This is a genomic window from Micromonospora sp. NPDC049171, assembly GCF_040648275.1.
Taxonomy (GTDB): domain Bacteria; phylum Actinomycetota; class Actinomycetes; order Mycobacteriales; family Micromonosporaceae; genus Micromonospora.
Map to the genome: position 1 here is coordinate 1 of NZ_JBEZDJ010000006.1, position 13683 is coordinate 13683.

Here is a 13683-nt window from a genome sequence, read left to right on the forward strand (position 1 = left end):
GGGGGGGGGGGGGGGGGGGGGGGGGGGGGGGGGGGGGGGGGGGGGGGGGGGGGGGGGGGGGGGGGGGGGGGGGGGGGGGGGGGGGGGGGGGGGGGTGGGGGGGGGGGGGGGGGGGGGGGGGGGGGGGGGGGGGGTGGGGGGGGGGTGGGGGGTGGGGGTGGTTAGGGGGTGGAGAGGGCTTTGGTGGGGGTTTGGCGGGCGGCTTGGATGGACGGGTAGACGCCGGCGATCACGCCTACCAGGAGGGCGCCGGTGATTCCGCCGAGCACCGCCGTCGGTGGGATCGTGGGGGGCCAGCCCTGGTAGCTGGCGTAGCCGACGGTGGCGAGCACCCCGAGAGCTGCCCCGGTGGCACCGCCGAGCACGCTGAGCAGCACCGACTCGGTGAGGAACTGCACCCGGATCTGGCCCCGGTTCGCGCCGAGCGCCCGGCGCAGGCCGATCTCCCGACGGCGCTCCAGCACCGAGATGACCATGGTGTTGGCCACGCCGATCCCGCCGACCAGCAGGGCGACCGCCGCCAACCCGAGGAACAGCGCGGAGAAGCTGTTCTCCGTGGCCCGTTTCGCGGCGAGCGCGTCGGAGGGGCGGCTGACCTGGACCAGCCCCGGCAACTGCGGGTTGAGGGTGGCCGGCAGCACGGCCCGGACATCCTCCAACGCGTCCTCCCTGGCCCGCAGGTAGACGACCGTGGGGTGACCGTCGAAGCCGAGCATGGCCTTGGCGGCGTCCCACCCGACAAGCACCGAACGGTCGAGATCCGGGGATAGCGGCAACGGGTCCAGGATGCCGATCACGGTGAACCAGCGTTCGCCGATGAACACCTGGGGTGGTTGCCGGGGGTCCACGGTGGCGTAGCCGAGCCGGCTCGCCGCGACGTAGCCGAGGACGGCGGTCGGGAGCCGGGCCGTCCCGGCGTCGAGGGCCCGACCGCTGCGGATCCGGCCGTTGACAGTTCCCATCAGGTCCGGCCGGGACGCGAGCACGCTGAGCCCGGACGTGTCGTACCTGTCCAGCAGCTCGTTGCGGCGCACGGCGGTGTGGGTGTTCGCGACCGCGCTCGCCGTCTCGACCGGCCCGATCCGCGCCACCATGGCGGCGGCGTCCTCGGGCAGGAGGACCGGCGGATCCTGATCCGGCACGGGCTCGGCCCGCAGCAGGTTGGTGCCGAGCGCGTCGAGCTGGTTCATCAGGTCGCGCTGGCTGGACGCCGGGATGCCCACCACGACGACGAGCGTCGCGATACCGATGGAGATGCCCAGGGCGGAGAGGACCGCCCGCATCCGGCGGGTGGTGATCCCGAGCAGACCGAGCCGGAGTACGTCGGTCGGGGCGAGCCGGGGCGCGCTCACGTCCCGCTCCCGCTGACGGTGTCGGCGACGATCCGACCGTCGCGGATCTCCACCTGTCGAGGCGTACGGGCGGCGAGATCGCGGTCGTGGGTGATCACGGCGATGGTGGTGCCCTCCGCGTTGAGGTTCGTGAGCAGGGTCAGCACCGCCTCCCCGTTGACCGTGTCGAGGGCGCCGGTCGGCTCGTCGGCCAGCACCAGCGCGGGCTCGTTGACGAGTGCCCGAGCGATCGCCACCCGCTGCCGCTCCCCGCCGGAGAGTTGCTGCGGCAGGTGGTCGACCCGGTGCGCCAGGCCGACCCGGGCCAGCGCCTCGATCGCGGTGCGGCGGCGGTGACGGCGGGGCACCCCGGCGTAGAGCAGGCCGGTGGCGACGTTCTCGGCGGCGTCCAACCCGTCGGTGAGATGGAACTGCTGGAAGACGAAGCCGAGCCAGCGACCCCGCAGCGCGGAGAGCCGACGGTCGGACAGGGCGGTGACCTCCTGCCCGGCCACGCGTACGCGGCCACGTGTCGGCAGGTCGAGGGTGCCCATGATGTTCAGCAACGTGGACTTGCCGGACCCGGACGGCCCGACGATGGCGAGCATCTCGCCAGCGCGCACGGTCAGGGACACGTCGTCCAGCGCGGTCACCCCGCCGGGGTACGTCCGGCTGACTCCCTCGACGCTCAGCACCGGCTCGGCGATGGCGGTCACGATGCCGTCACCACGTCGAGGCCCTCGGTCACACCGGTGCCGCTGATCTCGACCAGACCTCGGGCGAACATCCCGGTCTCCACGGCCACCAGCCCACCGTCGGGCAGTTGCAGCGCATGCCCGCCCTCGCGGAGTGCCACCAGCGCGCCGACCGGCACCGCGAGCACCCCCTTGTGGACGGCGGTGGTGAACCGGACCTGGACCGCGGCGGCGTCCAGCTTGGCCACGTCCGCCGCCCGGGTCGGTGCGACGAGGACGTCCACCGTCGGCGGGCTGCCCTGCCCGGTGCCGGCGTCCTGCCCACCGCCACGCACCGTCTGCGAGATCGAGGCGACAGTGGCCGGGATCTCGGAGCTGTCCGGCAGGGCGACGACCACGGCGGCGCCGACCGTGATGGCGGCGACCTCGGTGGCCCCGACCGGTACGGTGACCAGCTTGACCTTCTCGGTGACGGCCAGCAGCTCACCGGCGACCGGGTCACCGGGCAGCGCCTTCACCGCGCTGACCCGGGCCGGCCCGGTCAGCACCGCGACCTGCCCGACCCCGATCGTGCCGGTGGGCTCCAGGCCGAGGGCCTGCTGCCATTTCTTGATCGCGGCGACGAGGCTCGCGGTGAGCAGGGCCTGACCCGTGCCGATCCTCGTGCCGTCGGTGCCCCGGGACGGCTGGGCGCCGGTCTGGTAGCCCAGCGCCTTGAGGTTGTCCGAAACGATCCGTACGTCGCTGCCCATCAGTCCGGGCTTGTCGAGGGTGCGAAAGAGCGGAGTTCCGCCGAACAGCACCGGCACCGGTCGGTCGTTGACCCAGTAGAGCGGCTTGCCCCGGGCCACCGTGTCGCCCACCTTCGGCAGCCGGGTGACGACGCCCTCCCCGGCACCCTTCACCAGCCGCTCCGGGCCGTAGCCGAGCGTGCCGTTGAGCGAACGGGTGTCCGACAGGTCGGCCCGGGTCACCGTCGTCGTGGTCACCGACGGCGGGGCGCTCGCCACGTCATCGTCGGCGTGCCGCCGCAGCGCCAGCACCCCGACGCCGGCGCCGACGGCGATCACCAGGGTCACCGTCGCCACCACGATCGCGGTACGCCGGGTGGGGCGCCGACCGGGATCGTCGCTCGGGTTACTTCTTGGCACCGAAGATCTCCATCGTGCATTCCCGCTCGGCCTTGTCCATCGCGGGACCCTCAAGACCGCCGGTCGGGTCGGCGACCCCGTCGTCGTAGGTCCAGCCGGAGCCGTCCGGCAGTGAGTGGATCTTCAGACCGCGCCCGCGCAGGCACTGGACGTAGTCGTTCCACTGGCTCACGTAGTTCGGGTTCTTCTCCGGGTCCAGCTCCGGCGGCTGGAGCGGCAGCTTGTTGGCGCACGCCACGTACGCCGCCTTCGGCTCCCCGCTCTGGTCGAGGGACAGGCCCGTGCCGTCCCCCACCGGGCCGGGTTGTGACCGGCCCTCGTTCAGCTTCACGCCGTTGTCGTGCAGGCAGATGTTGTACGTCCCCCAGAGCCGCTCCTCCTCCTCGTCGGTCATGTCCAGGCGCAGCTGCGGCCGACCGTTGGCGGCACCACCGGCGGGGGTGGCGCTCGCCGAGGCCGACGGGGTGGTGAGCGAGGCGACGTCACCGCCGGCGGTGCCCCTGTCGGCGCTTGACGCTCCGCCGCCGCAGCCGGTGAGGGCGATGGCGAGGACTGTGACGGCGGCGAGCCCGGCCGCGATCCGATGAGTTGGGTTGGTCATGGCGTGGAGCTTCACGCCGATCTGTCAGAGACCTGTCAGGAACCGGTCGTCATCCGGTAGTCCCAGCTCAGCGGCACCGCCGGACCCGGCCGGGGCCACGTACAGTCGCTGCCGTGTGTGCGTACGTGCTGGTAGCCGAGGACGACCAGAAGCAGGCCGAGTTGGCGCGCCGGTATCTGGAACGCGAGGGACACGAGGTGCTCGTGGTGGCCGACGGGCGGGCCGCGCTGGAGCAGATCCGGCAACGGCCGCCGGCCCTGCTGGTCCTCGACGTGATGATGCCGAAGGTCGACGGCCTGGACGTCTGTCGCATCCTGCGCCAGGAGTCCGACCTGCCGGTGCTCATGCTGACCGCCCGGTCGACCGAGGACGACCTGCTGCTCGGCCTCGACCTGGGCGCCGACGACTACATGACCAAGCCGTACAGCCCGCGTGAGCTGGTCGCCCGGGCCCGCAGCCTGTTACGCCGAGGCCAACGGACGCAGCGGCAGGCGGACCCGGTGCTGCGGGTCGGCGGCGTGCACGTCGACCCGGTGCGCCACGAGGTACGCAGCGACGGACGCCTCGTCGACTGCACACCTGGCGAGTTCCAACTGCTCCAGGCGATGGCCGCCCAGCCCGCCCGGGCGTTCACCCGGGATCAGCTCCTGGGTTACCTGCACGGGTTCGACAGGTACATCACCAGCCGGACCGTCGACATGCACGTCATGAACCTCCGCCGGAAGATCGAGCCGAACCCGCGCAAGCCGGCCCGGCTGGTGACCGTGTACGGCGTCGGATACAAGTTGGTCGAAGAGCCGCCCCGTGTCGCGTGAGGTGCCGCTGCGCCGCAGCCTGCTGCTCCGGCTGCTGGCGCTGGCCGTCCTCATCGCCGTCGGCTCGATCGCGGCGACCGCGTGGCTGGCCGTGCGCACCACCACCGGAGCGATCCGGCAGGAGCAGGGCCAGGCGCTCGCCGACGACGCGCGCATCTACGACACCCTGCTCGCGTACGCGGCGACCCACCCGACCTGGGACGGGGTCGACGCGGCCGTTCGACCGCTCGCGCGGGACGTCGGCCGGCGGATCGCGTTGACCACCGACACCGGTGTGCCGATCGCGGACTCCGCACCCGCCGCGGGCCCGTTGCCGACGACGTCGTCCGCGACAGTCGACGCGCTCGCCGTCGACACCGCCCTGATGCCCGGGACCACCCCGCCGGGCGGCGGTGACGGCGGCACCAGCCGCATCGACCCGCGCACCACCGGGCCGTACCTGCTCCCGCCGGAGGAACGCGCGGCGCTGCGGTCCCGGGCGGCCCAGGCGGTGCAGTGCCTGCGGGCTCGGGGGCAGATCGAGGCCGCGGCCGTGGACGGCCCCACCGGCCGACCACGCATCGAGACCCCCGGCACCGACCTCGCCGACACCGGCCTGTGCCTCCAGTCGAGAGCGGACCTCGCGACGCGCACGCCCACCGAGGGCAAGGCGCTCGCCCAGCTCAACGCCCTGGTGAACACCTGCCTGGCACGGCGGCGCCTGCCCGCCGTGCAGGTGGACCTGAACTGGACCTGGACGAGGCAGTCGGCGCCCAGCGCACCCGACTCCCGGCCCACGGCAAGCGTCGACCAGGAGCACAACCGTGCGATCAGCGCCTGCGTCGGCACCAGTCGACGCGAGCAGCTCCTCCCGTACGTCGCCCCGGCCGCGACCCTCTTCGTCACCGACCCGGGCGGTCGCCCCTCCACCACCTTCGACCTCTCCCGGGCCAACCAGACCCGCATCGTCGCGGTCGCCGGTCTCGTCCTGCTGGTGACGATCTGCTTCACCGTCCTCGCCGGCATCCGGCTGACCCGCCCGCTGCACGCCCTGACCGGGGCGGCCCAGCGGATGCGCGACGGCGACGGCGCAGCCCGGGTCCGGGTGACCGGCCGCGACGAGATCGCCCGGCTGGCCGAGGTCTTCAACGACATGGCCGAACGGCGGGAACGGCTGGAGCAGCTACGCCGCGCGATGGTGAGCGACATCGCCCACGAGATGCGGACACCGGTGAGCAACATCCGGGGCTGGCTCGAAGCGGTAGAGGACGGCGTCGCGGCCCCCGACCGCAGGCTGCTCTCCTCACTGCTGGAGGAGGCGACCCTGCTCCAGCACGTGATCACCGACCTGCAGGACCTGGCCGAGGCCGACGCGGGCGCGCTGCGGCTGCACCGCGAACAGGTCTACCTCACCGACCTGCTCGCCCAGGTCGCGGCGGCGCACCGGGCCCAGGCCGACCGGGTCGGCGTCACCATCACGGTACGCACGCAGGCCGACCCGCAGGTGGACGCCGACCCGGTGCGGCTGCGCCAGGCCGTCGGCAACCTGGTCGCCAACGCGGTACGGCACACCCCGTCGGGCGGGCGCGTGACGATCAGCGCCAGCGCGACCGACACCGGGGTCATCGTCTCCGTGGCCGACACCGGCAGCGGGATCAGCGCCGAGGACCTACCCCGGGTCTTCGACCGCTTCTGGCGGGCCGAGAAGTCCCGGAGTCGACAGACCGGCGGCAGCGGCCTGGGCCTCGCCATCGTGCGCAAGTTCACCGAGGCCCACGGCGGCACGGTCAGCGCCACCAGCACCCCCGCCCAGGGCTCCACCTTCACCCTCCACCTACCCGTACCCTCTGCCCGGCCTCCTGATCACCGAGGACGCGCGCGGAAGGGGTGACCGGTGTGGCGGGGCGGGCTAGGCTGCCGCGGCATGAGCAGTGAGATTCCGGCCCGCGTCGACGTCGTGATCGTCGGTGCCGGGCACAACGGTCTGGTCTCCGCCGTCCTGCTGGCCCGCGCCGGCCTGGACGTCCTGGTGCTGGAGGCCGCCGACGTGATCGGCGGTGCGGCCCGCACCGAGACCCCGTTTTCGAAGGTGCCGGGGCTGCGGCACTCCACCGGTTCGTACCTGCTCGGGCTGATGCCCCCGGAGTTGCTCGCCACGCTCGACGTCCGGATTCCGGTGCTGCGCCGCGACCCGCACTACTTCCTGCCCACGCCGGGCGGCCTCGGCTCGCCGTACCTGCTCTTCGGCAGCGACACCGCCGCCACCCGGGCCCAGCTCACCGAGTTCTTCTCCCCCGCCGACGTGGCCGCCGACGACGCCATGCAGGCCGAGTTGGCCGCGCTACGGGAAGACCTCGCCCCGGCCTGGCTGGCCGAGCCGCTGAGCGTGCGGGAGACCGCCGAGCGGCACGTCCGCCCCGCGCTGCGGCAGGTCTTCGTCGACCTCGTCCAGGGCTCGGTCGCGGACTACCTGGCCCGGTTCGAGTTCCGCTCCGAGCTGCTGGTCAGCATGTACGCGGTCACCGACGGGCTGTCCGGGCTCAACGCCGGCCCGGACGACCCCGGCACCGGCCACAACTTCCTGGTCCACAACATGTGCCGGCTGCCCGGCTCCGGCGGCACCTGGATGATCGCCGAGGGCGGGATGGGCACCGTCTCGCGGACGTTCGCCGAAGCCGCGCGGGCCGCCGGGGCGACAATCCGGACGGGTACGCCGGTCAGCGCGGTGACCCTGGACGGCGGCGCGGCCAGCGGCGTGGTGCTGGCCGACGGTCGACAGGTCGCCGCGCGGGTGGTCCTCGGCGCGTGTGATCCGTACCGGCTGATGGACCTGTTGCCCGACGGCGCGCTCCCGGCGCGACTCGGCGAACGGATGGCGGCGGTCCGCCGCACCGGCACCACCCTGAAACTCAACCTGGCGCTCAGCGGGCTGCCGCGGTTCTCCTGCCTGCCACCTGGCACGCCGAGCCCGTTCGGCTCGACCATCCACCTGCTGCCCGGGTCCGCGTCGCTTGTCGGCGGGGACGCCACCTCGCCGATGACCGCCCTGCGCGGCATGTGGGCGGACGTGCGGGCCGGACGGTTGCCGGCGGAGCCGACCATCGAGTGGTACCTGCACACCACTGTCGACCCGTCGCTCTCCGACGCCGCCGGGCACCACTCGTCGGCGCTCTTCGTCCAGTCGGTCCCCTACGAGCTGGCCGGCACCACCTGGGACGCGGCACTGCCCGGCTACGTCGACCGGCTGATCGAGATCGTCGAACGGTACGCGCCCGGCACCGGTGACCTGATCGCCGACGCGGTGCCGCTGCCCCCGCCCGGCATCGAGGAGCACTTCGGCATCACCGGCGGACACATCCACCACGTCGACAACACCGTCTCGTTCACCGACCGGATGCCCCACGCCACCGGCATCGACGGCGTCTACGCCGGCAGCGCCGGCTGCCACCCAGCCGGCAGCGTCATCGGAGCAGCCGGCCACAACGCAGCCCGCCGAATCCTGTCAGACCTAGCGCCGGCCTAACCCCCACCCCGCCCTCCCACCCCCACCCCCGCCCGAGGCGGTTGATCATGGGGTTATTGTCACGACACGCCGCGACGGTCGACTATAACTCCATGATCAACGGGGCGGGGCGGGGTGGGGCGGGGTGGGGTGGGGTGGGGTGGGGTGGGGTGGGGGACGCGTGGGTGGGCGGGTTAGATTGCGGCACCGCCGGCTGGGGCTGGGGTTTCTGCGTCGACTCGGTGGGCTCGCACCTTGTGGCCCACGCTCGTTAGGCAGCGGCCGGACGGCAGGTCGAACTTCCAGCCGTGTAGCTGGCAGGTGAGCTGGTCGCCGTCGACGATGCCGAAGCGGGTCAGGTCCGCCTTCAGGTGCGGGCAGCGCCGCTGCACCACCCAGTCGCCCAACGTGATGTCCTCAGCGTCGGTGCTGCGCTCGTGCTCGTCGTACCAGCCCTCGGCGTACTGGAGTCGCTCCTCGGAGAGGCACTTGAAGAACGCGTAGACGAACTCGTTGTACTGGCCGATCCGCGCCGCCGAGAACCGGCAGGACAGGAAGAGCGAGTTGACCCAGTCGACCTCGTCGATGAAGAGCAGATGCTCGATCAGCGACCGCTCGGTCCGGAACCGGTAGCGCACCTTCTCGTCGGCGTACGGCCGGACCTCCTTACCCGGGAAGTCCACCACGATCGACTCGACGCTCTCGCCGTCGTACCCCACCAGGTCGAAGCGGACCGGACCGCCCACGCCCTTGGCCAGGTAGATCGACTCGTCGAGCAGCGGCTCGATGCGGCGCTTCATCTCGCCGAGGACGTCCACCTCGGGGTGCCGCCAGGACGCCTTCTCCGCCTCGATGATCGGGCGCTTGCGCTCCCGCATCTCCTCCAGGTGGGCGACCTTGTTCGCGAAGAACTCGTCCACCGGCACCGGATGCGTGGTGCTCGCGCCCTCGGTGGTGACCTCGGTGACACTGCCCGGCAGCAGCACGATGCCGTTGGTGCCGCCGACCTTCGCGTACTCGGACAGGAAGACGGACTGGTCGGGGAAGATGTTGCCCTCGTCGCCGTGGATGTCGTTGAACTGCCACAGCGTGTCGTCGAGGAAGCACGGCGGGCCGGCGATCGGGAAGACGTGGTCGGCCTTCAGGTCGTCGATGTAGCGCCACGTCCGGTCGAACTGCCGGTCACGCTTCTGCTTGCCGAACGCGGTCTTCGCCGCCTGCGGCAGCTCGTAGACCATCGGGTACCAGATCGCGCCGGAGAACTGGAGCAGGTGCGCGTGCACGTGCCCCAACTCGGCGAACACGCTCAGGTCGGTGGGGCGGGCGTCGTTCTGGTTGAGCAGCCGCACCCCGTCGTACTCGACCCAGAGCGACGAGTCACCGATCGGCCCGTCGGTCGGGCTGGTCAACGCCTGAATCATGATCTTCAGGCCGCCGGGCAGCTCCACCACCTGCTCGTTGGGGGTCTTCAGGAACTTCGTGAAGCCCAGCGCCCGGAACTCGTCCTCCATCTCCGAGGTCGGGAACTCGGGGAGCAGGACCGTGGCGTCCTTCGAGACGAAGTCGCGCAGGTGCTTCGCGTCGAAGTGGTCCCGGTGCAGGTGGGACACGTACAGGTAGTCGACCTGACCCAGGCTCTCCCAGTCCAGCAGAGAATTGTCCGGGAACGGGAACCACGAGGCGAAGTAGGCCGGATTGACCCACGGGTCGCACAGGATGCTGCCCGCGGCCGTGTCGATCCGCATGCTGGCGTGCCCGGTTCCGGTCACTCGCACCGCACAGTCCCCCTCAAACAGACAATCAGGTGTACGCCAAACGCTACCGGAGCGGGTCTGACCGTTGCCCCGCGACGCCGGTAGTGCCGTTCCACCCGCCCCCTGCGGGCGGGGCGACCTGCTCGACCGCCGGTCAGGAGGCGGTCGGAGGCGTCCAGCTCCGCCGTGCCGGCGCGGCCGAACACCACGCTTCCATGAGCCCGGAGATCTCGGCGGGCGGAGCCGCGACGTTCACCTGCTGCCCGCCACCGACCTGATGGTCGGTCTCCTGCGACACGCTGCCCTCGCTACAGCAGGAGCAGAGAATCCGTACGCCGCTGGCCGGCTCCGCCGCGTACCCGTGCTCGTCGAACAGCGCCGCCAGCGCGCGGACGTCCTCCGGCGTCTCGGCCGTGACGTGGACGGTGGTGGTCGGCAGCTCGGACGCACGGAACAGCAGCAACTCGTCGAAAACGCTGTACGTCCGCCCGTCCACCTCGCGCTCGCCGTTCGGCGCGCCGTCGTGCACCACCACCTCACCGAACCGGCGCCCCGACTCCGGGGTCGGCACGTTCAGCACCCGGGCTCGGGCCGGGCAGAGCCGCTGCGCCCAGACCACCTCGCCGTTGCTGGCCGGGTCCAGCCGGATCGGGGTGACTCCGAAGTCGGCCACGATCTCGCCGTCGCCGTCCGGTACGGGCAGTCCGAAGCCGCGCCAGGCGTCCCGGGCGGTCGACCAGTCCTCCATGATCGTTGCGGCGATGCCGAGGTTCCAGAAGGCCGGCTCCTGCGCGTCCCGGTCCGCTCGGGCGGCCGCCTCACGGCCCAGCTCGTACGCCTTCGCCCAGTTGCGCAGGAACTTGTACGCCAGTGCCGCGTCGTACCACCACACCCCGGCACTGCGGTGATCGGGATGCCGCCGCGCCAACCGCTCCAGCAGCTCTCCCGCCAGCGACCAGTTCTCCGACTCCCACGCCTCGTAGGCCGCCTTCAGCAGCTCGCGATCCTCCTCGCGTGTCATGCCGTCCCCTCAACTGGTCGGACCCTGCGCCGGGGCCGGCACGAGGCGTGCCAGACTAACCAAAGATCCGATCGCGAGGGAAGGACCGACAGTGGCAGGAAGCGAGCCGGTAACGTCGCCAGACCAGCACAAGCCCGGGCACCGGAAGCTCGGGCGCATTGGCGCGGTGGTGTCCGCGCTGGCGCTGCTGGCGATGATCTGCGGCAACCACGAGGGCAAGGTCGAGGACATCTGGCTGGTCGGCCTGGCCGCGCTGCTGCTGATCATCGTGATCGGCGACGTCGTGCTGCGGCGCAACGGTCTGCGTTCCTGACCCGACCCACCGCCGGACGACCGGCCACCATACGCCGAGGGCCCGCCCCCACCCGGGGACGGGCCCTCGTCCGTACGCGTCGGACGTCAGCGCCCGAAGAGGATGTCCTGCACGTCCTTGAGCGCGGCGTCGACCTCAGCCTCGAAGTAGCCACCGGGCACCAGGCCGAACCGGAGCGTGTCCAGGTCCTTCGGGTCGACAGGCATCGGGTTGCGGCGCTGCATGCCGCCGAGCAGGGTGTCGAAGAACCGGTCCACCTGGTCGGGGTCGTACCCGCTGCCGAACCGGCGCACCTGGAAACTACGGCGGATCTGGTCGACCCGGTAGAGGTCGCTGCCGGGCGGGCCGGCCATCGGCGGGCCACCCATCGGCGGGCCGGCAACGGCGGGCGGACCGGCCATCGGCGGGCCACCGATGCCCTGCTGCTGCATCGGAGGCGGACCGGCGGGGCCGCGGCGCAGGTCGCGCAGGTCCCGCTCCGGCATCCGGATCTCGGCGGTCATGTCGGTGCGGCCGTGCCGCCCCGCCTCGAAGCCGTCGAAGCGCGGCTCCTCCGGCGGATAGCCGCCCGGCCCACGCTGGTCGTCCGGACCGTAACCGCCCGGCCCACGCTGGTCGTCCGGACCGTAACCGCCCGGCCCACGCTGGTCGTCCGGACCGTAACCGCCGGGCCCGCGCTGGTCGTCCGGGCCGTAGCCGCTGGGGCCGGCCGGCAGGCTGCGCGGCGGCACACCATGGCCACCCAGCTGGCCGGGACCCAGCTGGCCGGGCCCCATCGAGCCGGGACCCATCGGGCCGCCCGGGCCCATCGGGCCGGGACCGGCCGGGCCTCGCGGCGCCTCGTAACCGCCGCGGGGGGCGTCGTATCCACCGGTGAAGGCACCGGTCGGCTCGTCGTAACGGCCGTAGCGGTCGGCGGGCGGGCCAGCCTGCGCGGGCATCGGCCGCGGCGGCATCGGCTGCGGCATCATGCCCCGGTCATCGCGCATCGGCGGGCCCATGCGGTCCGGTGGGCCCATCCGGTCACCCATCCGGGGGTCGGCACCGCGCCCGGCGCTGGTGCGCTCCTCAAGCTCGGCCAGCTGCCGCTCGACCCGGTCCAGGTGCAGGTCGACCTGCCACTCGTCGTAGCCGTTGAAACGGACCCGGAAGACGACGTCGTGGACCTCCTGGGAAGCCACCGGCGCGCCGACCTGTCGGCCGTCGAGCGTCGCCTCGACCCGGTCGAGGAAGGCATCCACCTCGTCGACCTTGTATCCCCGGCGGAGCGCCTTGCGCCGGAAACGCTGACCCTGACTCGCCACTATGTCTCCTGGTCTCGTTCGCCACGCCCGGTCACGCCGGTGCCTCTCCGGCGCGGTCGGTGAAGGTGTCGTTGTCCTCGGCGGCGGCGAGCTGGCCACACGCACCGTCGATCTCGCGACCTCGGGTGTCCCGTACGGTGGTGGACACCCCGGCGTCGCGCAACCGCCGGACGAACTCCCGCTCAACCGGCTTCGGGCTCGCGTCCCAGCGGCTGCCCGGCGTCGGATTGAGCGGGATGAGGTTCACGTGGGCCAACTTGCCGGCCAGCAGCCGCCCGAGCAGGTCGGCTCGCCACGGCTGGTCGTTCACGTCCTTGATCATCGCGTACTCGATCGACACGCGACGGCCCGTCCGGGCGGCGTAGTCCCACGCTGCGTCCAGCACCTCAGCTACCTTCCAGCGCTGGTTTACCGGCACGAGTTCGTCGCGCAGATCATCATCGGGGGCGTGCAACGACAGCGCAAGGGTCACAGAGAGGTCTTCGCTGGCCAGTCGGCGGATGGCCGGAACCAGGCCGACCGTGGAAACGGTGATGTGCCGCTGGGACAGGCCGAGCCCTTCCGGAGCGGGGCTGACCAGGCGACGGATGGCCGCGATGACCCGGGAGTAGTTGGCCAGCGGCTCACCCATGCCCATGAACACGACGTGCGACAGCCGCGGCGGTGAGCCGGCGACGGCACCGGAGGCCGCCACGCCGGCCAGATAGACCGCCTGGTCGACGATCTCGGCGGTGGACAGATTGCGCGTCAGCCCGGCCTGGCCGGTCGCGCAGAACGGACAGGCCATGCCACAGCCCGCCTGGCTGGAGATGCAGACCGTCACCCGGTCCGGATAGCCCATCAGCACGCTCTCCACGAGCGCACCATCGTGCAGCTTCCAGAGCGCCTTGCGGGTCGCGCCGTCGTCGCAGGCCAACTCGCGCACCGGGTTGAGCAGCGTGGGCAGCAGCCGCTCGGCCAACCGTTGCCGGGTCGCCGCGGGCAGGTCGGTCATGGCCTGCGGGTCGCGGACCAGCCGCCCGAAGTAGTGGTTCGAGACCTGCTTGGCGCGGAAAGCCGGCTCACCCAACTCGGTGACAAGCGCCTGGCGGCCGGCCAGGTCCAGGTCGGCGAGGTGTTGTGGCGGCATGGAGGCCCGGCGCGCGGCGGGGGCGTCCGAGAGGGCGGGGATCAACGGCAGGCTCGTCATGGCTGGTCCAGTGTGTCACGCCCCCGGC

At 72.3% G+C, this 13683-nt stretch carries 12 protein-coding genes; 4 read left to right on the forward strand and 8 right to left on the reverse strand.

Annotated elements, in window-relative coordinates; genetic code table 11:
• Nucleotides 1-161: 161 nt before the first annotated feature.
• From AB0B14_RS09340 to AB0B14_RS09355, 4 genes are all read right to left on the reverse strand, one after another.
• Entirely contained in the window at nt 162-1283 is a 1122-nt protein-coding gene (locus AB0B14_RS09340) for an ABC transporter permease (RefSeq protein WP_357522284.1), read from the reverse strand.
• A 65-nt stretch (nt 1284-1348) separates the two neighbouring features.
• On the reverse strand, nt 1349-2038 hold the full coding sequence (locus AB0B14_RS09345) for an ABC transporter ATP-binding protein (RefSeq protein ID WP_357522285.1): 690 nt from the start codon (nt 2036-2038) through the stop codon (nt 1349-1351).
• A 5-nt stretch (nt 2039-2043) separates the two neighbouring features.
• Nucleotides 2044-3177, reverse strand: coding sequence for a peptidoglycan-binding domain-containing protein (locus tag AB0B14_RS09350; protein ID WP_357522118.1), 1134 nt, complete (start codon nt 3175-3177; stop codon nt 2044-2046).
• The gene (locus AB0B14_RS09355) at nt 3164-3778 is read right to left on the reverse strand and encodes a hypothetical protein (protein ID WP_357077923.1); all 615 of its coding nucleotides are present in this window, start codon (nt 3776-3778) and stop codon (nt 3164-3166) included. Before AB0B14_RS09355 ends, AB0B14_RS09350 begins: the two co-directional genes overlap by 14 nt.
• A 113-nt stretch (nt 3779-3891) precedes the next feature.
• On the opposite strand from AB0B14_RS09355, the gene AB0B14_RS09360 reads away from it, so the two are divergent.
• Genes AB0B14_RS09360 through AB0B14_RS09370 form a run of 3 tightly spaced genes read left to right on the forward strand, consistent with a single transcriptional unit; the run spans nt 3892 to nt 8095 of the window.
• The gene (locus AB0B14_RS09360; RefSeq protein ID WP_357077920.1) at nt 3892-4593 is read left to right on the forward strand and encodes a response regulator transcription factor; all 702 of its coding nucleotides are present in this window, start codon (nt 3892-3894) and stop codon (nt 4591-4593) included.
• Nucleotides 4583-6463: a HAMP domain-containing sensor histidine kinase gene (locus AB0B14_RS09365; protein WP_357522120.1), complete on the forward strand. Its 1881-nt coding sequence runs from the start codon at nt 4583-4585 to the stop codon at nt 6461-6463. The genes AB0B14_RS09360 and AB0B14_RS09365 overlap by 11 nt, the downstream gene beginning before the upstream one ends.
• Nucleotides 6464-6496: 33 nt before the next feature.
• Complete coding sequence (locus tag AB0B14_RS09370; RefSeq protein WP_357522122.1) at nt 6497-8095, forward strand: NAD(P)/FAD-dependent oxidoreductase; 1599 nt, start codon at nt 6497-6499, stop codon at nt 8093-8095.
• Between the two features lie 173 nt (nt 8096-8268).
• Here the strand turns inward: AB0B14_RS09370 and AB0B14_RS09375 are convergent, their stop codons facing one another.
• Together AB0B14_RS09375 and AB0B14_RS09380 are read right to left on the reverse strand one after the other, a co-directional pair.
• A complete protein-coding gene (locus tag AB0B14_RS09375; RefSeq protein ID WP_357077912.1) occupies nt 8269-9849 on the reverse strand; it encodes a Rieske 2Fe-2S domain-containing protein in 1581 nt (526 codons plus the stop codon).
• 133 nt (nt 9850-9982) lie between these two features.
• Nucleotides 9983-10849, reverse strand: coding sequence for a hypothetical protein (locus tag AB0B14_RS09380; protein WP_357522124.1), 867 nt, complete (start codon nt 10847-10849; stop codon nt 9983-9985).
• Nucleotides 10850-10940: 91 nt separating this feature from the next.
• Here AB0B14_RS09380 and AB0B14_RS09385 point away from each other — a divergent pair, with 91 nt between their 5' ends.
• Entirely contained in the window at nt 10941-11162 is a 222-nt protein-coding gene (locus AB0B14_RS09385) for a DUF2631 domain-containing protein (RefSeq protein ID WP_357077904.1), read from the forward strand.
• A gap of 86 nt (nt 11163-11248) precedes the next feature.
• Here the strand turns inward: AB0B14_RS09385 and AB0B14_RS09390 are convergent, their stop codons facing one another.
• Together AB0B14_RS09390 and rlmN are read right to left on the reverse strand one after the other, a co-directional pair.
• Nucleotides 11249-12466, reverse strand: coding sequence for a DivIVA domain-containing protein (locus AB0B14_RS09390; protein ID WP_357522126.1), 1218 nt, complete (start codon nt 12464-12466; stop codon nt 11249-11251).
• Nucleotides 12467-12497: 31 nt separating this feature from the next.
• The gene (gene rlmN / locus AB0B14_RS09395; protein WP_357077899.1) at nt 12498-13655 is read right to left on the reverse strand and encodes a 23S rRNA (adenine(2503)-C(2))-methyltransferase RlmN; all 1158 of its coding nucleotides are present in this window, start codon (nt 13653-13655) and stop codon (nt 12498-12500) included.
• Nucleotides 13656-13683 lie beyond the last annotated feature (28 nt).